At 46.6% G+C, this 23,149-nt stretch carries 17 protein-coding genes; 2 read left to right on the plus strand and 15 right to left on the minus strand.

Annotated features, from left to right (window positions below):
* Positions 1-297: 297 nt before the first annotated feature.
* Positions 298-516, minus strand: coding sequence for a hypothetical protein (locus NFR90_RS04715; protein WP_251451059.1), 219 nt, complete (start codon positions 514-516; stop codon positions 298-300).
* 88 nt (positions 517-604) lie between these two features.
* Complete coding sequence (locus tag NFR90_RS04720) at positions 605-1,282, minus strand: LysR family transcriptional regulator (protein ID WP_251451061.1); 678 nt, start codon at positions 1,280-1,282, stop codon at positions 605-607.
* A 556-nt stretch (positions 1,283-1,838) separates the two neighbouring features.
* Here NFR90_RS04720 and NFR90_RS04725 point away from each other — a divergent pair.
* Together NFR90_RS04725 and NFR90_RS04730 are read left to right on the plus strand one after the other, a co-directional pair.
* On the plus strand, positions 1,839-5,261 hold the full coding sequence (locus tag NFR90_RS04725; protein ID WP_251451063.1) for an autotransporter domain-containing protein: 3,423 nt from the start codon (positions 1,839-1,841) through the stop codon (positions 5,259-5,261).
* Between the two features lie 116 nt (positions 5,262-5,377).
* Positions 5,378-6,712, plus strand: a complete 1,335-nt coding sequence (locus NFR90_RS04730; protein ID WP_277612795.1) for an anaerobic C4-dicarboxylate transporter — start codon at positions 5,378-5,380, stop codon at positions 6,710-6,712.
* Positions 6,713-7,007: 295 nt separating this feature from the next.
* On the opposite strand, the gene NFR90_RS04735 is transcribed toward NFR90_RS04730, so the two are convergent.
* The 13 genes from NFR90_RS04735 to trpB form a co-directional block, all read right to left on the minus strand.
* Entirely contained in the window at positions 7,008-8,408 is a 1,401-nt protein-coding gene (locus NFR90_RS04735; protein ID WP_251451065.1) for an FAD-dependent oxidoreductase, read from the minus strand.
* Positions 8,398-9,054: a response regulator transcription factor gene (locus NFR90_RS04740; RefSeq protein ID WP_251451067.1), complete on the minus strand. Its 657-nt coding sequence runs from the start codon at positions 9,052-9,054 to the stop codon at positions 8,398-8,400. Before NFR90_RS04740 ends, NFR90_RS04735 begins: the two co-directional genes overlap by 11 nt.
* Positions 9,051-10,856: a sensor histidine kinase gene (locus NFR90_RS04745; RefSeq protein ID WP_251451069.1), complete on the minus strand. Its 1,806-nt coding sequence runs from the start codon at positions 10,854-10,856 to the stop codon at positions 9,051-9,053. The genes NFR90_RS04740 and NFR90_RS04745 overlap by 4 nt, the downstream gene beginning before the upstream one ends.
* A gap of 65 nt (positions 10,857-10,921) precedes the next feature.
* On the minus strand, positions 10,922-12,730 hold the full coding sequence (locus NFR90_RS04750; RefSeq protein WP_251451072.1) for an FAD-dependent oxidoreductase: 1,809 nt from the start codon (positions 12,728-12,730) through the stop codon (positions 10,922-10,924).
* A gap of 51 nt (positions 12,731-12,781) precedes the next feature.
* Positions 12,782-13,711, minus strand: coding sequence for a type I 3-dehydroquinate dehydratase (gene aroD, locus NFR90_RS04755; protein WP_160335545.1), 930 nt, complete (start codon positions 13,709-13,711; stop codon positions 12,782-12,784).
* A 191-nt stretch (positions 13,712-13,902) separates the two neighbouring features.
* Positions 13,903-14,619, minus strand: a complete 717-nt coding sequence (locus NFR90_RS04760) for a class I SAM-dependent methyltransferase (protein ID WP_251451074.1) — start codon at positions 14,617-14,619, stop codon at positions 13,903-13,905.
* The gene (locus NFR90_RS04765) at positions 14,616-15,371 is read right to left on the minus strand and encodes an ABC transporter ATP-binding protein (protein ID WP_251451076.1); all 756 of its coding nucleotides are present in this window, start codon (positions 15,369-15,371) and stop codon (positions 14,616-14,618) included. The genes NFR90_RS04760 and NFR90_RS04765 overlap by 4 nt, the downstream gene beginning before the upstream one ends.
* Before the next feature lie 3 nt (positions 15,372-15,374).
* Positions 15,375-16,409, minus strand: a complete 1,035-nt coding sequence (locus NFR90_RS04770) for a FecCD family ABC transporter permease (protein ID WP_251451078.1) — start codon at positions 16,407-16,409, stop codon at positions 15,375-15,377.
* A 6-nt stretch (positions 16,410-16,415) separates the two neighbouring features.
* On the minus strand, positions 16,416-17,534 hold the full coding sequence (locus NFR90_RS04775) for an ABC transporter substrate-binding protein (protein ID WP_202074586.1): 1,119 nt from the start codon (positions 17,532-17,534) through the stop codon (positions 16,416-16,418).
* A 264-nt stretch (positions 17,535-17,798) separates the two neighbouring features.
* Positions 17,799-19,682 (minus strand): lipase family alpha/beta hydrolase, encoded by a 1,884-nt coding sequence (locus tag NFR90_RS04780; RefSeq protein WP_160335549.1) that lies wholly within the window; start codon positions 19,680-19,682, stop codon positions 17,799-17,801.
* 89 nt (positions 19,683-19,771) lie between these two features.
* Positions 19,772-20,668: a DMT family transporter gene (locus NFR90_RS04785; protein ID WP_160335550.1), complete on the minus strand. Its 897-nt coding sequence runs from the start codon at positions 20,666-20,668 to the stop codon at positions 19,772-19,774.
* A 198-nt stretch (positions 20,669-20,866) separates the two neighbouring features.
* Entirely contained in the window at positions 20,867-21,640 is a 774-nt protein-coding gene (gene trpA, locus NFR90_RS04790; RefSeq protein ID WP_251451080.1) for a tryptophan synthase subunit alpha, read from the minus strand.
* On the minus strand, positions 21,633-22,817 hold the full coding sequence (trpB, locus tag NFR90_RS04795) for a tryptophan synthase subunit beta (protein WP_160335552.1): 1,185 nt from the start codon (positions 22,815-22,817) through the stop codon (positions 21,633-21,635). The genes trpA and trpB overlap by 8 nt, the downstream gene beginning before the upstream one ends.
* Positions 22,818-23,149 lie beyond the last annotated feature (332 nt).

Genomic DNA, 23,149 nt, shown 5'->3' on the forward strand with positions numbered 1-23,149 from the left:
TATTTTTTAGCTTACGAAGTTAATTTTTTAAGGTGTCCACGCTTAAGATTACGTGTCCACGATTAGGATAATTCCCAGGCGAGCACTATTGCATTGATTTTCTTCCTAGAAATAGCATGTTAGAGTACTTTTCTAATTATAGGATTTTCGATAATAGTTATTTGGCAGAGGTCTCTTTGAATCTGCATAGATTCTGCCTCAAAAATTTTGAGAGAAACCCGAGCTGTACGTTTCAATGCTGCACGGCACAAGGGAGGGGAAATACTCTAAGGGCGACAGCGTTTCAAAGATCTCTGCTTACCAAAGCTCAAAGTTCTTATATTCAACATTTACAAAATCCACAATTTTGAGAAATTGTTTGACTTGAGCTGATGGTTTTCGTGAGTGAAGGACTCCAAAGGGGAGTGTTAGCTCTGTATCAAAAGGAATAGTTTTAAGCAGGGGGTGGGAGAACACCCATGCATCTGTTCCTAAAAATAAATTTTGCGTATTTTCGCAAAGGTTTAATACGTCCATTGAGAGCTTTTCGAAAAACAGGCAAGGAATCTTAGCTGTTGATAGGATGTTCTTTAAAACATCATAACTATGGAACCATGGAAGCTCTCTAATTAATACCCCCCCCCTGCTGAACATTCGTCGCTGATCGTGTGATTTGAGTTACGCTCATAGAACGTATTGCAGGGAAATAGAATTCAGCTAAGCGGTCCAGCGTAATCAGTCTCTCATCAGATAATTTGTGAGAGGCTGTCATTGAGAGAGTGAAATGTAAGTCTCGGAGTTTTAGAGCATGACACTGTCTCTCTGTTAAAAAGCTGTCATCGTAAGCGCAAAGCAGAACATCAATTTTCCCTTCTGAACCGAGGTGGGTCAGGACGTCCCACTCTGTTACCTCGTCATTCTCGAATGGAACCAATTGTATTTTGAGATTTGGGAACTGTTTTATTGCAATTGGCCAAACTTTTGATAGGAATTTGGCAGAAGTAAAAGGGGAAATGCCAATTCGAATTAAATTGCCATCGTTCCGTTCAATCTCTCGCGCCCTAGACAAGGCCTCCTTTGAAAAGGAGATAAGGTATTTCGCATCTTTATATAGAGACTTACCTGCAGAAGTCAATGTCAATCCTGTGGGGCTCCTGTCGAATAATCGAACTTTTATCCGTTCCTCAAGCGTTGAGATTTGTTTAAACAGTGCTTGAGGACTCTTACCAATTAGATATCCGGCTTTCGTAAAGCTCCCGGCGTCGGCTACAGAAATAAAGATGCTTAGATGTTGGGTATCCATACGGAGTTTTAGACAATTTAAAAAAGACGAGTAAAGGGAAATTTACACGAAAAAGTATGTTTCAGAAAGACGAATCTTGTACTTGACATTAAGACCAAAGACAGAAAATTCGTTTAATAATTTTTTTGACTTTAATTAATCTCCTTCTGTTTATTAATAAATTCTACATGTTAATTTAAAAAATATAGAATTTTTATAAATAGATGTAATAAGTTATGAAAATCTCGAGTATAGTATTTTTAATAAAAATAAAGCAGTTTATTATAAAAATATTTTTAAATTTTCAAAAATTAATAGTTATATATTAATATATTTAATATTCAATCATTTAGTTTTTATTTTTGTGTATTTAATATCTAATATTAAACGTATAATAAAATCGGTTTAAATGAGCAAATTTTTTTATATATTTTTAAGTATTACCCATGTTGCTAAGCTTTTCTAAATGTTAGATCATAAAAAAGAGATTTTTCCTCAAAGCGCAGAATTTTAGGTGGTGTTTTTCTGTGCATTCTTAATTAATCCAGTTTTATGGATAACCTAAGGAGAAATGGTTATGAATAAGGCATTTAAGGCTATCTGGAGTGATGCTAGACAATCTTTTGTCACGACCAGTGAGAAACAGAATTCTCACGGCAAAAGAGCAAAGGTATCAGTCGCTATTTGTGCTGCAATGCTCGCGTTTGGCGGAGCTGCTTCTGCTGCCTATGTTGAGACAGGTACGCTAGGAGATAAGGCTTCCTGGGAAACTGCTGAATACAATTACAACTGGGGCCTCGGAGCAATGAAGGCTTCCTCCGCTTATGCGTTGGGATATTTCGGCCAGAACACTATGGTTGCAGTTATGGACTCCGCGGCGTGGCTTGGTAATGTTGACTTAGATACACCTCGTATCACTGCAACTCACGTAACTGGTACATATGGTTCGTCGGGTAATCGCTATCCCCAGAGTATTTATGCAACAATCAACAAAGGAGTCCAGCCTACACCGGCAGAAGGGCAGCCTTTTACAGAAGGTGAAGAATTTGACGTTACCGGTAATTACACAATCGGCCTGAACGATGCGCACGGAACACAGGTTACAGGTGTGATTGGTGCCGAACGTAATGGCGAATACGGTCATGGCGTTGCCTTTAAGGCAGACGTTATTGTTGGAAATACCGGTGCGAATGACAACAATAACTACGGTCCGTTCCAGGATTACAACTACTATTACAATGGTTACAAGGCTCTTGCTGATGCTGTTAACTCTTCCAACGGGGAGTACAGAGGAGGCATGATCAATAATTCTTACGGAACAAATACTAAGATTTATAGTTCTAATGGCCATATTCTGACTCCTGACGAAATGACAGCTCTTCTTGCAGGAGAAGGAGATCATGCGAAAGCGGCAGCGGCTTACTCTGTCACCTTCTCTGGTGACTATAGTTTCTTAGGTTTAGACGATGTTCCCGGCGCATCCAGATATTCTGCAAATCCTTCGGCGTTTGAATGGGAATACATGTATTTCAAACTGAAATACGGTGATGAACCGAGCTTCTTAGATGGCGCATACAACGCGGTTAAGGGCACTAATGTTATTCAGTCCTGGGCTGCAGGCAATCAGGATAGAGGTACTCCCTATCTGAAGGGTCTTTATCCGTACTTCAACCCTGAAGCAGAAAAGAATTGGCTCAATGCCGTCGGCGTAATGCAAACCAAAGGCGATAATAACCAGTACATGCAGGCAACATACTGCAAAGCCGGTTTAGCAAAATGGTGGTCAATGGCAGGTCCGACAGCCTATCCCGGAATCGGTACGACCTATGTGACTAACAGCCTTGAAGGTGGCCGCGTTACTACCACTAGCTTTAACGGAACATCAGCTTCTGATCCGCAGATTACCGGTGCATTTACGGTTCTGCAATCCCGTTACCCGAGCATGACAGCGATTCAGGTTAAGGATGTCATGTACACAACAGCCACACATATCGGACCTAACGGCAAACCCTTCACAGATTGGACTGCCGCAGAAGGTACTCCTGACGTCATCTATGGTTGGGGTATGCCTGATCTTGATAAGGGTATGTATGGTCCGGGACAGTTCTTAGATCATTTTGAATACCGCTTAGCTGAGCCTCTGGATGTTTGGAGCAATGACATTACAGAAGCAGGTCTGCAGCAGAGAGAAAAAGAAGATAAAGCTTGGATGGAAGCTACTAAGAATGGCACAGATCCGGATGCTGGTGGAGACTACACTTTAGGCGATGATATGGTTGTCTTGGATGGAAACCTTGACTTCTATGACAATGCTATTTCTCCTGAACAGGCAAAGCAGTGGCGCGCAGAATACTACGCTAAACGTGCCGCTTACATCCAGAACAAGATCGATAACGACCTTTACAAGGGTAAACTCGTTAAGAGCGGTACAGGTACCCTCGTAATGACAGGAAACAATAGCTATACCGGCGGAACAGAAGTTAGAGAAGGTCAGCTCTTTGGCTTTACTGAATCCTTCGGTTCCGGTGCGGTTAACGTAAACGGCGGTACTTTCGGTGTACTGGCGACATACAACGATCAGTTCACACAGAAAGGAGAACTCCATTCCGTAGTTGGCGGTGTTAGCCGTGCAGAAGCTCAGAAGGCTACAGTTGTTGTTAACGACGGCGGTACATTTGCAGTTATCGCTGATCAGGACGTTCAGCTCAAGAGCCTGACCTTCAACGAAGGTGCTCAGATCACAGTGACTTCTCTCACAAATGATGCATTCGAACAGGCCTGGGACGGTAATGTACAGGTTGGTACAGTCACAGCCGAAACCCTGGAAGGTGCGAACAACGCTATCGTGACACCGGACTACGCTTTGGTTGACCATACAATCACTGTCGACGGCAATAAGATCACCGGTGTATTAGAGAAGAGTGATAAGACACTTGCTGACTACGCAAACAACGGCAATGGCGTTTCTGTTGCTAATGCTCTGATGGCTGATGAAGCACTTTTCTCCGGTTTAGTCAGTGCAACTAAAGATGAAGCAAGACAGACGATTGCTTCTCTCGCAAACGATATCCATGTCACCGCAAATGCAATGACTGTTGCAAACGGTCAGTCCTTAGTCCGCGCCATTAAGGATCAGGCTATCGGTATTGACGGAGCAGCTCGTGTTGCTGATGTTGATGACGGCCGTGCTCGCCTCTGGATGTCCGCAGTCGGCAACTGGTCGAAGATGGACCGTGCCGGTTCCTCCAAGCTCAAGTCCGACTTCTACACTGGTCTGGTTGGTTTAGAAGCTGATATCAACGTTAATAACAAGGTTGGTGTCTTCTTTGGTGCCGGCAAGACTAAGTTCAAGGGCGGTGCTGACGGCAAGATTGACTCGGATGATCTGCATTTTGGTATCTACGGTCAGTCCAAGATCAGCGATGTTCGCTTGAACTATGGCTTTGCTTATTCTCATCAGGATAGAGACGCCGGTACTGCTCTCTTCTACAGAAATCAGGCATTTGCTTCTTCTCCGAGCTACAACGCAAAACTTGCTCAGGTCTTCGGTGAAGTGGCCTACACCGGTCTGAATCTAGGTACTGTCAATGTTGAACCGTATGTTGGTTTAGCATGGATGCATCTGTCTGCTGACGGCTTCAACTCTGATTACGCAGGCGGAAAAGCTTCTACCAGCTTCGACAGCCAGAATCTTGCTGTGACCAATGTTGGTGCCCGCGTTAAGGTACCGTTTGAAGCCGGAGCTGCTAAGCTCAAGGCCGTTGCTGATGTGAACTGGACACAGTACATGGGTGACACACGCGGCAAGTCCACACTCAAACTTGGAAACGGCGCAACAGCTAAGATTCAGAGCGAAAAACTCTCCGCTGTTGCTGCGGTGGGTGTCGGTCTTGAAGCCCAGCTTGGCAAGAGTGCTTCTCTGGGAGTCTCTTACTACGGTGCCTTCGGAAGCAAGATTAAATCCAACGGTGTTGGCGCAACATTCAAGTATGCCTTCTAAATCCGGCTTTCTCCCTGGGTGACTAGGAGCTTCTGACGAAGCTTAGGCAGAGGACGAAGGATATATCGTCCTCTGCCGATCACCTTCCTTTGTCCCAAGTTAATAAGAGAAAAACTATGGATATCATGATTATTCTTCAGATCATTGTCCTGCTGGGCGCGATCTTCATTGGTGTTCGTCTTGGCGGAATCGGGATTGGTTACGCCGGTGGTGCTGGCGTTCTCGTTCTCGGTCTTTGCCTTGGCATGAAACCGGGCAACATCCCCTGGGATGTGATTCTGATTATTGCTTCCGTGATCGCTGCTATCTCTGCGATGCAGCTCGCGGGCGGTCTTAACTATTTGGTCTACATTGCTGAGAAAATTCTCTACAAGAACCCCAAATACATTAACTACCTTGCACCGGTTGTCACATACGTTCTGACAATCTTTGCCGGTACAGGCCACACAGCTTTCTCAATGATCCCGGTTATCGTTGAAGTGGCCAAGGGTGAAAACGTTCGTCCGTCCGTGCCGCTCTCTATCGCGGTTGTGGCTTCTCAGATTGCAATTACCGCTTCTCCGGTTTCCGCCGCTGTTATTTACATGACAGGTGTTCTGGAACCCTTCGGTTGGAGCTATCCGGCTCTGCTGGGTGTTTGGCTTCTCACTACATTTGCAGGCTGCATGATCACAGCGTTCATCATGACGCTTATCTCTAAGATGGACCTTTCTACAGACCCGATCTATCAGGAAAGACTCAAAGAAGGCTTGGTTAAACCTGCGGTTGGTCTTCATGAAATGAAGATCGATGCCAAGGCCAAACTCTCTGTTTGGATCTTCCTCATCGGTGTTCTCTGCGTTGTGTTCTATGCTTCCGCGATTTCTCCGGCTGTAGGTCTGATCAAGAATGTTGTTGTTCCTCGTGACGCGGCCATTATGAGCCTGATGCTTACAGTCGGTGCTCTTATTACCATCCTCTGTAAAGTCAAACTCGGTGATGTTGCCGGTACAGCCGTCTTCAAGTCCGGTATGGTTGCCTGTATCTGCGTTCTCGGCGTTGCATGGCTTGGCGATACATTCGTTTCCGGTCACACCAACGAAATCAAGGCGTTCGCTTCTCAGACCATCAGCCAGTACCCGGCTCTGCTTGCTGTTGTATTCTTCTTAGCCGCTATGCTCCTGTACTCTCAGGCTGCTACCGCTAAGGCGATTACTCCGACAGTTGTTGCGGCACTTGGCATTACAGCAGCCAACCCCGACAACGCTTACATGCTGGTCGCCTGCTTCGCTGCTGTTTCCGCTCTGTTCGTTCTCCCGACATACCCGACACTGCTCGGCGCTGTTCAGATGGACGACACCGGTACAACACGCATCGGTAAGTGGGTCTTTAACCACTCCTTCTTCATCCCTGGCGTTCTAGCGATTTTCTTCTCTGTCGCTTTAGGTTTTGTTGTCTGCGGGCTCTTCTAATTAACGGGGGCGCATGCCCCCATTGAGAGATTCAAATGACAGAAGTGATCCTCTTTTGCTTCAAAGCTGGGCTTACAGCTTATGCAGTAACAATGATTCTTCTGATATCGGCATTCTGTTTAGTGCTGATCTATCGATATTTTTATAACTAGATATGCCCTCTGAAAGAAGACGTATCTTGGAAGTATTGGGCAGGCCACACAGTCTTTGTGTTGCTTGCCCTTTTTTTATAACGTATGTTTGTTGGATCTTTGGTAGCCTGTATTTATAAGTTCCGCCATTAGGCATATAAACATCATGTAGTTTGACTAATTGAATGTTTGCCTGCAATCTTTCCAAAAACAAAAGCCGAAGTAAGTGCAACGCCGCCCATTCTGTCATGTCCGTGAAGGCCTCCCGAAGCTTCTCCACAAACATAGAGCCCTTCAATGACACTTCCGTCCTTGCGAAGGACTTGCGCATTTTTATTAAATCGAACGCCCCCGCAGCAAAAGTGTACGCAAAGGCGTTCAATGCCAAAGTAATAGGGCGGTACAGAAATAGTTTGAGTAAATCTGTTTTTATGGAAAATCGGATCCTCATTTATCTTTGCATGTCGGTTGTACGTATCAAGCGTTTGAGCAAGTACTGATGGTTCGACATGCATGATCGAAGCCATTTCCTGCACACTGTTCGCTTTTCTTACGACTTGATTCATGAGTTTGATGCCAAGACTTGCGCCCTTACGTGATTGCGAATCTGTAATCGCCCACATTTCTCGATCGGTCTGCTTCAGTACCGCCTCGGAAATTTCCTTCCATGAGGCGCTTTCGCTTACGAAGCGTTTACCGTGCTTGTTGACGAAAATGTCTCCGCCGACATAATCTAGAAGCCGGCCGCCCCAGAAAGGAATGAGCTGAATATATTGAGCATCTTTGAGCGCGGCTCCGAGCGGCTCAGCCATAGTTATTGCGTCTCCGGTTGCTCCGTCATAAGCGTTGCCAAACGGGTTTGCAGTGGTTGCGAATTCCGGACCAAGTCTGGGATCAAATCTGGTGCGCATTTCTACATTAGCCGTAAATCCTCCTGTCGCAAGAATGACGGCGCCTGCATACATCGGAACGCTTTGATCTTTGCCAAGGGATGCGGTAACGCCCACTACGCGGCCCTCTTCTGTAATGAGTGATTCGACTTTTGTATTAAGAAGCAGTTTGGCTCCATGCCTGATTGCGTAGCTGTTGAGCGCCATGACATAGTCATATCCGGCTCTTACCGTATTGGAAATATGACTTCTGGGGAACAGCCCTGCGGCGGTTTGAAGCAGCGTTGGCTCCCACTTTACGCCGACATCTTCCAGCCAATTGATGATCTCAAAGGATCTTTGACAAACGATCTCAGCAAGAGCCGTGTCGTTCTTGTGACCGCCGATTTCAAGCATGTTTTCCAGCATGAGCTCAGGAGAGTCTTTGTACTTTTGACGCTTTGGGTCTACTGCGCTCACATAGCCTGTGGAAACAATGGAATGGCCTCCGATGACGGGACTTTTTTCAAGAATAAGAACGGATTTTGCTCCACTTTGCAAAGAAGAGACTGCAGCGGAAAGCCCTGCGACACCGCTGCCGACAATGATGACATCCCACTTTTTCTTGGCAAAACACAGTCCGGGAGCCATTAAGGCGGATGCCGTACCAATAATTATCTGTCTTCTACTGATCATGATCTTTCTCATCGGTCATGACAAAATAGGCTTTTGAGGCTTCAAGAGAAGAGTGCACGCCCATCTTGTCAAAAGCATTGGCTCTGTGCATTTTTACGGTTGGAACGGCAATATCAAGCCTGGCGCTGATGCCCTTATTGCTAACACCCTGAGCCGCCATCTCGAAGATTTGCTTTTCGCGTTTGGTTAGTGAGTTAAAACGTTTTTCAATTCTATCGCGTTCACTTCTTTCGCCCTGGCTGGTTAGACTCTTTGCGCAAGCCTGCTGTATACAGTCTAAAAGCACGGCCGGCGCAACCGGCTTCTGAAGGAAGTCAAGTGCGCCATGTTTGAGCGTATGGACTGCAGATTCGACATCGCCATGACCGGTCAGAAAAATAATGGGAATCGGATGCGCAACCGTTGATTCAATGTGGTGCTGAAGCTGCAGGCCGGTAAGGTTCGGCATTCTAATGTCGAGAACAAGGCAGCCCGGTTCTATGAAGCGCTCTTCCGCTATGAATTTTTCTGCGCTGCTGAAACCTCTAACTGACCATCCCTTCATAGACAGAAGAACTTTCAGAGACTCTAAAAACTGCGTGTCATCATCAACAAGCCGTACGACGCATTTTTGCTGAAGTCTATTTAATTCATGTGTGTTGTTCATGTTTCAATCTCCAGCTGATCGATTTCCAGAAGAGCAGCAACGCCGCCGCCTTTTCTTTTCCTAAAACTGAGATCGGCCGAATGATGATCAGCGATCGATCGGATAATGGATAACCCGAGTCCCAGACCTTCAGCCTTTACACTCTCTCCGAGTGAGATTAGTCGAGCCATTTGCTCATCTGTCATCACATTCCCGCAGTTTTCGATCTTGAGCTCAAATCTCGAAGACTCGATTCTACTGATCGTTATTTTAATAAAAGGCTTTTGTTTCTTTTCAGCTTCCAATGCCGCATGCGCGCCGTTTCTTAGAAGATTAATAATGAGCAGTTCCAAGGAAACCGGATCCGAGCGAACCAAAGCCTTACCAGCTCCATTGAGCAAGTTCACTTTTACAGCGTCATATTCCGGTTCATTTCTCCTGAAAGAGCGAATTGCTTTTTCTGTGATCTCAACAAGGTCACTCGGAATCAGCGGATTCTCTTTCTTTTTGGCAAAATTGCGGACGGACTCAACCAGAGAGTTCAGTCTGCCAACCTGTTGAGCCACATTATTAATAGCGGATAGAACGATGGTGTCTTTTTCTGGACTGACTTCCTGCTTCATTCGTAGGATTTCCAGATAGTTAAGGATTGTTCCGAGCGGCTGTTTAGCTTCGTGAGCGATAATGCTGCTCATTTGCGAGATAACGCCGTTTCGCTCCAAAAGAGCCATTTTCTTTCTCTCGGACTGTAGTGTTTTATCGGCTGCGATTTTATCTTTCAGCGCTTGATGCAGTTCTCGGGTTTTTCTATTTACCAGCCAGTGAAGTCTGAGTTCATTGAGAACAAGGAAAAGAATTAGTCCTAAAGCGGTAAGGATCTCAGTTTTGAACCGTTTGAAAAGTGCTGGGGCAGTGTTATCGCGCATGTATGCGTAAGGCCCGAGCTGCAGGTCCTCTAAAAGAGAGCGGACGGCATAATAATTGTCTTCTATAGACCATCGGTAATGGTCAAAATCGGGCATGGCTAATAGGGCAAAGGCAACATTCTTGATAATCGTCTCCGGTGTACCTTTAACAGCAACAAAAACCAGATCCGGATAGAGCGCTTCAGTAGAGCGGACGCATTTCAAACTATTGGCATTCTCGTTCTTTTGATTGATAACCTTAATGGAATCCTGACTGATGATTCCGGATCGAACCGCGTTTTCTAGTGTGCAGGTTGAAAGTACTCCAACGTCGGCGGCTCCGACTAACACAGCGTTTAAAACGTCGGGCGTCTGAAATTGAAGGAAACTGACCTTGCTGAAAAATTTATCCGGATTCCAGCCGTTTCTTTTAATTTCACCCAGTGCGGCAAGCCATCCGCCAAGAGAGTTAGGAAGAGAGGCTGCGCAGCTTTTTCCTTTGAGATCCGCAAGATCTTTTATGTCATCTCTGTCGGCCTTGGTAAAGAAGACACTTCCTAAGGTTCTGGCAGGATTATCTGCTTCAAGAGTACTCCGCGTAACGATGTGCGTCAGAGGAATGTCATGAATGATCTCGACATAAAAATTACTCGGCGCGAAGAAAAAATTCAGCTTAGATTTACGGATTTCCTCAAGCGTGTCCACCGGTGAGATTTGCTCGAGTACAAAATCGTATTGCGGAAGTCTTTGCTGAAGATAATGAAGAGTAGGGTTGAGCGTGTTTTGCTCAATGTTCATTTCCAAACCCTGAGCAAAGCCGACTCGAATAACAGGTCTTTCAGTTTCTGCGGCAGAAGCGAAAAACGCGAAAGCCAAGGCGAACATAAGGATCAACGCATAGATTTTTCGCTTCGCCATACGATACCCCTGGCTTTTAAAATGAACTGAAGGGCGGATGCCCTGAAGCATCCGCCTGATAATAGTTACTTGTTGAGGAACTTGACTGCGCTTTCAGCTGCAAGCTTGCCGCTGGTCATAGCCCAAGCCATATTGCCTCCGGGTGGCGAGTCATCGCCCATAGCGCCGCCGACTAATTCACCCGCAGCAAAGAGACCTTTAATCGGCTTGTCCTGCTTGTTCACAACGTTTAGGGTCCTGTCGGTTACGACGCCGCCCATTGTTGTTGCGAAGCGAGGTTGCTGCTCAACGATGTAATAGGGACCTGTGAGCGATACCTGAGTCTTCATGAATTTAGCAGGACGATTAAACTCTTCGTCTTTTCCGTTTTTCACGAAGGTGTTGTAGCGGGCAACTGTTTTCTGAAGTTCGGCTCCGTTAACACCGGCTTTCTTAGCGACAGCCGGGATACTGTCTGCTTTCACGACAATCGGATAACCCTTACCATCCTGAGCCAGCCAGTTGTCCATATCACCTTTACTGATTCCAGTGATATTAAGTTTTGTGAGGAAGGCGTCATATGTCTTCTGATCCATGAGGATGAAGAGTTTTCCGCCTTGTTTCACTTCTTCGTTCTTGATATTGTGGTTTGTATCAAGCTCGCTGATGACACGCTTACCAGCTCTGTTGACCATAATGCCGGAGTTGTCTTCAAAGGCCGCCTTGTTGGACCAGATGGTGGACTTAGCGATGCCGGGAGCGACTTCCATGCCGTTCGGGTAGATCTTGCCGAGATCCATCATTTGCGTCTTGGCACCAATCTTCATGGCCATACGGTGTCCATCGCCGTTTGAACTCTTAACGCCATAGTAAAGAGCATTCTTAAGATTGCCGGTCAGCATGTCTTTATTGGCGCCGAATCCGCCCGTAGTCAGAATAACTGCAGGGGCCTTAATCGTGTAGAGGACGCCGCCATTGCCCTTAGCTTTTACGCCGGTAACTGCGCCATTGTTCAGCGTGATTTCTTCAACCGGGGTGCCAAGCATAACTTTAGCGCCGGATTTTTCGACAGAAGCTTTAAAGTTGCGGGTTGCGCCCTGAGCTCCGTCCACCCATCTCATAACACGCGGTTTGCTGTGTTCGGCTTCATTGGTGAATCCGGCTTTGGTGTTCAGCTGCATTCCGCCGTCGGTTGTTGCCCAGTCAATCATCGAGCCGACATTATGGACATAGAGGTCAAGCATGCGTTTGTCATTTAGACCGTGACCGTTCTTAATGTAGTCCTCAGTCATGATTTCAGGGCTGTCGTCTTTGACGCCGGCATCCTTCTGAATTTTAGAGCCCTGAATAACAACTGTACCGCCGTTTACAGCTGCCGCGCCGCCTGCGAACGGCATCTTTTCAAGGAGGATGACTTTCTTGCCAAGCTGAGAAGCGCGAATTGCGGCAGTTTGTCCTGCAGCGCCGGCACCGACAATTGCGATGTCAGCGTTAAGAGTCTTTTCTTCAGCTTTTTGGGCTTGCTTCTGTACTGTCGTCTGCAAAGCTTCCGGGTTAGCACCTGCCTTGCTGACGCAGGCTGCGACCGCTGCGAGAATTGCCTTGCTGGTAATCGAAGCGCCTGCTACAGCGTTAACAGCTAAAGACTGATTTTTAACAATTGCGGCCGGCACCTGTTCAATGGCCACCGATCCGATTCCCGGTGTTTCTTTGTTAGTGCCGACTTGAATTTTTTCAATCTTGTCCTTGGAGAATGTCACTGTTACCGGGACGTCCCCGCCGTTGCCTTTGGCTGCAGCGGTGTATGTACCGGGTATGAACTCAACCGCCTGAGCTGCTGACATACTCATTGCCAGCAGAACGGAGACGCTGAGGAGATTTAGCTTTCTTTTCATATGATTTACCTGAAAAGGAGAGAGGCTTTTAAACCTCTCCGGTTAATGGTCCTATTTACCGTTTGGATACATAGCTTTATGGATGGAGTCAAGAATTGTCTTGGCTTCTTCGCTCGGGATCTGACCCGGTGCGGAAGGTTTGCCGCCAACCATGCAGAAAGTAATGTCTGAGCCGGTGAATTCACCTGTCATTCTGCTCATTACACCATATTTACCCATTGCCATTGTAAGCATCGGCTTTCTGGAATAATAGTGACGAGTTTTCCATGTCGCATTCATCAGATCAAGTGCGTCGCCGGTGGTATGGGCCATGACCGCGATCTTCAGGATGTCGGAGCCGAGTTCTTCCTGCAGCAGCAGACGACGAATGATTTCAGCTTCAGAAGGAGTCCAGCCGAATTCATGGTCACTCATAACGACCTTAACGCCTTTTTGCTTCGCTTTAGCAACGATCTGTTTGCAGATGTCAGCGTTACGGAACATTTCAATATCGATGAGGTCGATCTTGCCGTTATCAAGAACGTCGAAATAGAAATCACGGTAGAACTCATCGGAAACATGACGGCCGCCGCCTTCAGTCTTGTCACGGAAGGTCATGAGAATCGGTTTGTTTTTGGCGATTTCATAAACTTCTTTTGTAAGCTTTGCAAATTCTTTGCCGGAGATTTCGCCGATGTAATCCGGACGTAGCTCGATCATATCGAGTTCCGGACGATTGTTGTAGTCCTTAACTAGGGCGATGAATGCTTCCGGAGTCTTAGCAGTGGTTGATGCGATGATCTTAGGACGGCCTTCGCCGATTCTGACACCTTTGATCTCCAGAACTTCAACAGGTCCTTTTTCCCAGCCCGGCTCACGATTGACACTGTCAACCGGCATCATTTTTTCGTCACCTTTCAGTTTGGTGCTGGCAAGAGCTGAGCCGGAGAATGCGGCCGCTAAACCTGAAATGCCGGACTGCATGAGGAATCGTCTTTTCATCTGCTTGTCTCCAAATGTTTTAAATGAATAAGTTCATTCTGAAGACAGCAGGCTTTGCTGAATACATCCTTGAGGATGTAAAAGATCAAGACTTAGGGGTTTGGGATGTAGGCAGAAACTCTAATATAAAGCTCTGAATTTTGCATCACTTGGGACTAAAAGTTTGCTTCAGTGAAGAAGAACCGGTCTATCTATGGCTTTCGGGCAACCACGGCAAAATGTGTTGGCATTAATCGCTTATCGCGTGTTTCGACGGTTTTTAGGATTTCAGCACTGATGTTTACAAAACCCACTTTAGCGAGGACGGCTTTATCCCAGTCGGGACGGACATGACGGCTAAGGGGAAGATCTTCAGCGATTTCATCAATCACACTGGTTTTGATGCCCAATAGAATGTGCTTACTTTGTTCGGTCTGCGCTTTATGAATATCTGCATAGGTCTTGTCAAACAAATAACAGTAGTGATTCCCGTCAAAAACAAAAAGCCTTCCTCCCGGTTTCAGAACGCGAAACCATTCACGGTAGGCTGATTCCGGATTTTCTAGGTTCCAAACCAGATTCCGACTGACGACAGCATCAAAAGCGTCTGTATCAAAAGGAAGTTTTTGAGCGTCGGTTTGAAGAAATCGAACCTGAGCATCCGGGGTCTCTGAGAGAAGATTCTTTGCTTGCGTCAGCATCTCTTCCGAGTAGTCTGCCGCTGTAACCTTCATGGACAGTGACGACAGAAGTCTCGTGAAAAATCCCGGACCGCACCCGATATCCAGAACTTCAGAACCGACAGGAAGATCGCTGAAAAACGTTCTGTATTCCTCTTCCCGATGATTACGAATTTCTTCGTCAACCTGCATGCGATAGCCTTCAGAACGGCTGTCCCAATAGCGTCGTATTTCTTCAAGATGTTTCATAACGGTCTTATCGGAGTTAAAGTTGTGAGGCCTAAGCTGTTCTTTTCAATCAGACTCTCGATCTGATAGATCGGATCAATGACGGAAGAATGCAGCACGTTCTCCGGACGATCAAGCGCATGCACTTTACCGTCATGCAGAAAGAGAATGGAATCACTGTAGCGGGAGGCAAGCATTAAGTCATGAATAACAAAAAGCGCAATGGCGTCTTTTTCTTTGCAGTATTTAGCAACTGTGTCCATGACCACCAGCTGATGTCGGATATCCAGAGCGCTTGTCGGTTCATCCAGCAGTAAGATCTTTGGCTCCGATACAAAGGCCTGGGCAAGAAAGACGAGTTGTTTTTGTCCGCCGCTCAGACTTTTAACCGGGGTATCGGCTAAAGCTTCCAGTTTTAATTCTCGAATCACGTCGGAGACTTTTTGGAGCTGCTCCTGAGAAACTTTCCACGTGAGCTGTTTGGTTAGACCTAGAAGGATGGTTTCAAAGGCAGTCAGAGAGGACGTAATTTTTTCTAACTGAGGCAGATAAGCAATGTGCGATCGATCTAAAACTTTTTCTTTGTCGGTGAGGCGAACTTTCCCGCAATAATCATGAAGACCTGCAATACAGCGGATGAGCGTTGTTTTTCCAGCACCGTTTCGACCAAGAATAGCGGTGAGGCGTCCGGAAGAAAACTCTGCATGAACACAGTTCAGGACCGGTTTGCCTTTATATGCGCATGAGAGACTGTCAATTTGCAGTGTCGTCATAAGCTACTCCTTTGAGCGCATCAGAAGGAAAAACAGGAACGGCACACCGATTACTGATGTCACAATCCCGACAGGAGGTGTCGCTCCTTCAGAGAGCAGCTTGGAAATGACAGATGCTGCCAGCATAAGAATGCTGCCCATGATTGAAGAGCTGATAATTAGAAATCTCTGATCATCACCCAAAATCATTTTGGTGCAGTGCGGGGCGATTAAACCGACAAAAGCTACCGTGCCGATGAACGCGACAGCGGCAGAAACAAGAATGGAACTGACGGTAAAGGCAAACATTCTCAGGCGGTTTGTATTGATTCCTAATCCGTTGGCCCGTTCCGCACCGTCTGCAAAAGCAGTAAGTTTCCACGCGTAAGTCAGAGAAATAAGCATCGCCGCTGTCCACGTGAACGCTGAAACTGAGGCGCTGATCCAGGAACTTCTCTGCAGATTGCCGAATGTCCAGCCTGAGATCACCTGAGCGATTTCCGGGGAAGCGCGATACTGCAGATACTGCTGAAGTGCCTGAAAGAAGAAATTCATGATCACGCCGACAAGGATCAGCGTCGTTGATGTAAGTGAGCGCCGATTACCGAGGTAAAAGATCAGAGTAGAGACGGAAAGCGCCATGACGAGCGCTGAAAGCGATGTGCCGATCCAAACCTGACCTAAAACAGCAAAGCTGAGCGTGATAGAGACCGCCGCACCAAAACTTGCTCCGGCAGTGACGCCAAGCGTGTAGGGGCTTGCTAAAGGGTTGTGCGTGATCGTTTGAATGAGAAGACCGGCTAGGCTGAGAGAAGCACCGACAAAAAGACACGTGAACGTCATCGGAAGGCGAATCTCCCAAATGATGAAGGCGGAAGATGAGCTGCCGTCGGGGCCGTCCAATATTGCCCGCAGAAGGGACGCCGAAGAGATATCTGAGGTCCCAACCTGGATATCAGCGAGTAAAAGAATCAGCATCAGAAGGATTAGCGCAAGCGAAATTAGTACTCGTTTACGGATCCTTCGGCGGTAACTGTCTATCGCAGAACCTGCTGCCATCATCACTTACTGCGCTTTATTCAAATGAATCATAAATGTGCCGTCGTATTTCAGTTCAGGCAGATATGTTTTATAGAAGTCATTCAGATTTTTTTCCGGATCGATGTCTTTGAAAGCTTCGGGATAAAGCGTCTTAGCCATAAACTGAGTAAATGTGTAGTCAGCCATGTTTCTCAGACTTCCGTGATCAACGGCATAAACCTGATTGTTTTTAACCGCGTCGAGCCGGTTCCAGCCCGGGCGCTGTGTGAAAGCAGCAAGCCGCTTCTGTGCATCATCCGCTTTTACGGTAAATCCCATTCTCATTTGATCGCCTTCGGATTTATTGCGCCAAATGCTGCCTCCGATAAAGATAATCTGTGGATTCTGAGAGATGACGTATTCCCTGTCGAGTGCCATATACGGCTGAGGAGAATTTTCTGCGAGATTGGCGGCTTCGATGTTTTTGAGGATAGCGCCCCACAGAACGTCTTTGTTGTAGGAGTTTCCATATCTGCCAACACCTTTACTGGCAGTCTCCATGTAGGCACGCTGGTTTTTCTTGTCCTGAGGCAGGTTCCTTATCGTTTGGTAAACGTGCTCTAGAGAATCCCTGTAGGTTTTATTCTGAGCTGCGGCAATGTCTTCTCGGTTCAGCATCTTGCCGAGGATTTCAGTACTTCTGGTGTGGTTCGCAGTGGTCATAGCGTGATAGTCAAGGACGACCACCTTGATGCCCGCATTTTCAAACGTCTTGATTCTCTGATTGTTTTCTGTGTATTGAGTGCGTCCGATTAGCAGTACATCCGGATGCAGACTCAGAATTTTCTCTGCATTAAGGATATCGTCATGGTAACCGCCGATACTCGGCAACTCTTTCATTTTCGGAAAGGACTGAGTAAAAACCTGGTACTCTCCGAAACGCGTTTCCTCCCAGCCGTCTTTTGTCAGGGCAATTACTTTGTCCAAGCTGGATTTCCCTCCCACCATCATGAAGTTTGCGATGTAATTTGCGACAACGAATGTATTGGGATGCTGATCAAAATGGATAGTCCTTCCTTCAACGTCTGTAATATCAAAACTTTCGGAAGCAACGACAGCAGAGAAAGAAACAGATAGCAGCAATATGGCCAGGATTTTTTTCATTATGTCGGTACTCCTTAATAGAGTTTATTAATGCCTAAAAAAAGGAAAAATAATTCGTATGAGATTTTATAAAATTATCATACAAATAAATTAAAAAACTAAGAATTGACTTAACAACTCAACGAGAAGCCCTATTTTGGTTTGTGTGCGTCTTGGTGTGCGTATCCCTTAGGAGCGGACCGGTTCAATAACTCATTCCGCAATCGGCGGCGTGTGACTTCTTAGCAGAAGTCGCTTCCGATTCGAGGAGAAGTAAAGGCGCTATTATCTGGCAGTTGGCTTAGTGATAATTTCGCTTCTTAAAATTTCTCGGATTTTTAAGATGGCTTGAGGCGTTTCCTGCACAGAATGACCCGAAACAACAACAGTTTCACTTGCAGCGCCGTCAAGGTGAGAACTCCAGTAAGGGACAATTCCGTCAGAAGATTCTTCGAGAGGTCCCTCGGGGTTTTCTCTGCCGATGATCGAGAAGTATTTTACATTTGGTGAGATTTTGAGCTGCTCTAAAATCTTAACGGTTGGGTCCTTAGCCGATAAATTATCAACGCCGGTCATCGAAATTTCTCTTGGAAGTTCTCGTCCGAAAATAGTCAATGCCATCTCGCCCACTGTATTCACGATAGAAAGGGGAAGCTTCACAAAAGAGGCTAAGTATTTCGCCCACGATGCATCCGCGTACGGCGTTCCGCGATGCGGTGCCGCTAAAAAGATTGCGTCGGAGACGCCGCGGAGCGGTTCGAATTTGATAATAGAGGAGAATTTACTGCTCTTCGCACTGAGCTTTGCTCCGGCCGCAGGATATTTTTTCTCAAGTGCATCCAAAAGAACATCTCCGGAGCTGGAAACTAAGAGCCTTGCCAAAATACCGCCCATACTATGACCGATCAGCGTAATGCCGCGGCTCGCAATGTTGGATCTGCTCGGATCGAAGTGGTCAATCGTCTTGTTAATTGCCTCAGCGATCTCATAGCGATTAATTAGGAGCGGTACATTTGTCGGGTAATAGACCTGCCAAATTTGGAAATGATCCCGAAGGATTTTGTCTCCCATAATTTCGTTTGCAGTGTTGACCCATGCTTCCGGGCTGCTGGCCAAGCCGTGAATGAGGATAATTGTCCTCAGGTTTTTCTGATAAGGCCGCATGAGAAAGACGGCCGGTCGATCAATGATCGTACCTCGTCCGAAAATACTCGTAAACGAAGTTACCGCAAAATCCGAGCTTGCTAGCCACAGTCCGTATGCGCCACTGAAATTCGCAGATAACGGAACTCTTGTTTTACCAATCGTGATGCTTCCTGTCGTTGAGGCATCATACGTGGTAATTAGCGCTTCATGAGTCTGAGTAATTTCGGAGAGATTTTTCCCGGGGAAAGAAATCATCGCAGTAATCGCGGAGTAAGGCATCAGGCGCCAAGGCTGATCTTTTTCCTCTTTACCCTCCTTTGCCGAAAGAACCATTCGCGCGCCAAGTCCGTCTTGACTGTATTGGTTCTTGAGACCTTTAAATGAAAGCACGGTATCCGGGATGATATCTGTGATGTGATCCGGTTGGCTGAGTTCCGGAGCGGAGAGTCCTGCAATAGAGATTTCCCAATTCTTTTCTCTGATTGGAAATTGAATGGGTTTGCCTTTAGCGGCAATGTAAAGCTGTTCAATAGCGTTTTGGACTGCAAAGTTATAGTAGTCCTTCACCTGAGTTTGACGGTCTTCGAGTGCTCGGCTACTAATAGTCCTGTCAGAGAAGAAAAGATAAGCGTACGCGTATCGAGCCGCCTCAAGATAATCATTTACCAGCTGAGAGACTAAATTCTCCTCATCAACAAACTCTCTGTTCTGCATCCGAATTTTTGCGTCTTTCTGAGTCTTCATGGCCTTAAAAAGCCACATCTCCGCCAGTGCAGAAAGCTTTTGATCCGTGCCGGTGATTTTGCTATTGGAGACCGTCTTCAGACAGGTGTCGATATTATTTTCGCAGTCGGATAATCCAAGAGCGGTCAGAACTGTGATGTTCTGTTCACTTAAATGTCCCTGAGAAATAACGTCACCGCGTCTTTGCTTCAGGTATTCCTGACTATCAATGCTCGATACCTGAACGGAGGCGCAGCCCGAGAGCAGTAAACAGAACAGAAGACAGATGAACGCTTTCATTTAACGTAGAAACAAGAGAATAGAGCGATTGTACCGAGCAAATCTCCTGGAGTTGCTATGTTCGGCTTTCTTTGTTTTCGTTTTGGGAATTATTGGAAATTTCTTTTGCTTCCGACAAACCCGAGAAAAATGACAGCCGCCAGAATCATTGACGCACCGATCAGCATCGGTGTATTCATCTTTTGTGAGAAAAGCAGCCATGACAAAAGAATAGCTGTCAGTGGTTCAACGGTTTCTAAAACACCAGTAATCGTCGGAAGAATCTTACCCGCACTAATGATGTACAGCATGTAGGCGACAATATGGCCCATGACGGCGACCCAAAAGACAGAGAGAACGGTTAAGAATGTCCAGTCCAGCTTCACCTGCCAGAACGGAAAATATATATTGCTGAGAACGGATGCAAACAACATCGCCCAAGCCATGGAAATCAGCGGTCCGACCTTCCTTACGAGTGCGCGGCTTTGAAGTGTGTAACCCGCACTGAACAAAGGCGCGCCCAAGCCGATTAGGACAGGAAGCCACCGTAAAGAAATCGCAGAAAAGTTTCCCTTCGTCGCCAATAGGGATACACCTGCAAGAGCCAGTCCGCAGCAAAGAATTTGAGAAACAGTAGGGCGGACAGAAGCAAATATCAGCAGTCCCATAATGCAAAACGGGCGTGTCGCAGCAATGACCGCTGCAGTTTCCGCGTTTGAGTATTTCACGCATACGTAGAAGCTGACCTCTGTGAGCAGTAAAAGCAAACCAAAAATCATCATCTGTCCGATATTCCACGGACTTTTAAGTACAGCAAAGGTTTCCTGCGGAGAACGAACCAAAGCAGCCGCAAAGAGAAGCACCGTGGATAGCAGCATTGTCAGCGAGATAAAGGGTGCCGGGGTCAGTTTCGCCGTATGCAGAAGATATTGAGAGGCAATGTCCATCGTGCCCCAAAAGAATCCTGATAAAACTCCGCAAATGACGCCGACTGTCCCGATATTCATTTTTACCTCCGCTTATGAATGGAGTTATAGGGCTCGCAGGACGATTAAAGGCACACGATTATTATTTTTTGGGTATAAAGTTTCTGTATATCTCTTAGGCCGAGAAGGCTTTTGGGCGCCTATCGGATGATTTATCGAATTAGGCGGTTGAGGATGAGAACAGAAGAAGCGGGCGCTGAATGCGCCCGCGATGTCAGGTTATCCCATCACCTGCTTCAGTCGACCGATATATTCACGGATTGGATTAACCGCTTCAGCTCCTTTTTCTTCCAGCAGCTGAAGCAGCGGAGCTCCGATGACAATTCCATCAGCAAACTGCAGAACCTCTTGAATCTGTTCCAACTCAAGCCCGTTTGCATCAATGCAGCAGGGGATTTGCGGGTTGGCATCCTTTGCTTCGCAAACCATTGCTTTGAGCTTTGAGCAGACATCCTCTTCAGAATTCGTCGCATCTGGTGCGGCAATACCGTAAAGGAATCCTTCAGCTTCGGAAGCAATCTTTGGGACTCTCTTTCCTGAGGAAGTCGAAAGCATTGAAATTAGTTCGACTCCGTATTTTCTGCAGAGCGGAGCAAAGTCATCCTTTTCCTCAAAAGGTACATCCGGAAGTAAGAGCCCTTTAATTCCGGTTTCCTGACATCTTTTTAAAAAGCGTTCTGTTCCATAGCCAAAAACCACATTAGCGTAAGTCATGATGACAAAGGGCGCTTTTATTTCGGACTGAAGTTTCTCAGCCATGCTGAACACTTTATCCGTGGTTACGCCGCCCTTAAGTGCCCGAGCGCTGGCTCTTTGGGCAATCGGAGGCTCTCCGGCCGGATCAGAAAAAGGAATACCAAGTTCAATAATGTCGGCCCCTGTCTGATCGACAGCCTTGATAACATCAGCTGTCACGGCTAAATCAGGATCTCCACACGTAATGTAAGGAATGAGAACTTTGCCGTTTTTAAAAGTCTGAGCAATATTATTCATGGATGTTTTCTCCTCTGTAGCGGGCGATAGCGGCGCAGTCCTTGTCTCCTCGTCCGGAAATGTTGATCACGATGATTTGGTCTTTGTTCATAGTCGGTGCAAGTTTGCGTGCGTAGGCGACCGCATGAGACGATTCAATTGCAGGAATGATGCCTTCACACTTGGATAAATACTCGAATGCGTCGACAGCCTCGTCATCTGTAATACCTACATACTGAGCTCTGCCGCTGTCGTAAAGATATGAGTGCTCAGGCCCGACGCCGGGATAGTCCAGTCCGGCAGAGATACAGTAAACAGGAGCAATCTGTCCGAATTCATCCTGACAGAAATAACTCTTCATCCCGTGGAAGATTCCGGTGCGTCCTGTACAAATGGTCGCAGCTGTCTCCGCTGTATCAACTCCTCTTCCTGCCCCTTCGACACCGATAAGCTGTACTTCTTTATCCTCGATGAAGTTATAGAAAGCGCCGATCGCGTTGCTTCCGCCGCCGACACAGGCAATAACCGCATCAGGGAGCCTGCCTTCTTTTTCTAGGATTTGCTCCTTAGTTTCCTTGGAAATTACTGCTTGAAAATCGCGAACCATGGTTGGGAACGGGTGAGGGCCGACAGCTGAACCCAAACAGTAATGGGTATCTTTCAAGCGGCAAGTCCATTCTCCCAGTGCCTCGTTGACCGCATCCTTCAGGGTGGCTGTTCCTGATGTCACGGCAATGACTTCTGCGCCGAGAAGCTTCATACGATAGACATTTAAAGCCTGACGTTCCGTGTCTTCTTTACCCATATAGACAACACATTCCATACCGAGTAAAGCTGCAGCGGTTGCTGTTGCCACGCCATGCTGACCCGCACCGGTTTCAGCTAGTAAACGGGTTTTGCCCATTTTCTTAGCAAGGAGCGCCTGACCTAAAACATTGTTGATTTTGTGCGCGCCCGTATGGTTTAAATCTTCGCGTTTAAGATAAATCTTTGCGCCGCCGAGATCCTCGGTCATTCGTTTTGCGAAATAAAGACGGGACGGTCTTCCCGCATATTCGTTCAGCAGCTCCTGCAGTTCTTTGTTGAATTCTGGATCATTTTTATAATGATCGTAAGCCTCCTCGAGCTCCTCAAGAGCGCTCATTAGAAGTTCCGGTACGTACTGTCCGCCGTGTATTCCAAATCGTCCTTTTTGCATTTTGAATTCCTTTTTTCTATCAGTAAGTTTGGTGATCATCTGCGTAAAACTCTTGCAGGAGAAGTCGTGGATAAAACCTCTTGCGGCAAAGGGTCACGACTGAAGACAAAGCAAGTACGGGTTAGGGCCGCTATTGCTTCTTTAGGGAATAGAGAATCTCTGGCGCGCTCACGGACGGAGCGGAAGGCTTCTCGGCACAGATTAGATCTAAATTTCAGCATCGATATTCACCTCGATTTATTCGAGGCGGATACGCAAAACCCGTCCTCGAATAAAAACTTTCGTTAAAAAACAAAACTCTTATTCAAGGACGGGCGTTGATTCGCTCGCGG

The sequence above is a fragment of the Parasutterella muris genome (assembly GCF_943193095.1).
GTDB classification, from domain to species: Bacteria; Pseudomonadota; Gammaproteobacteria; order Burkholderiales; family Burkholderiaceae_F; genus Parasutterella; species Parasutterella muris.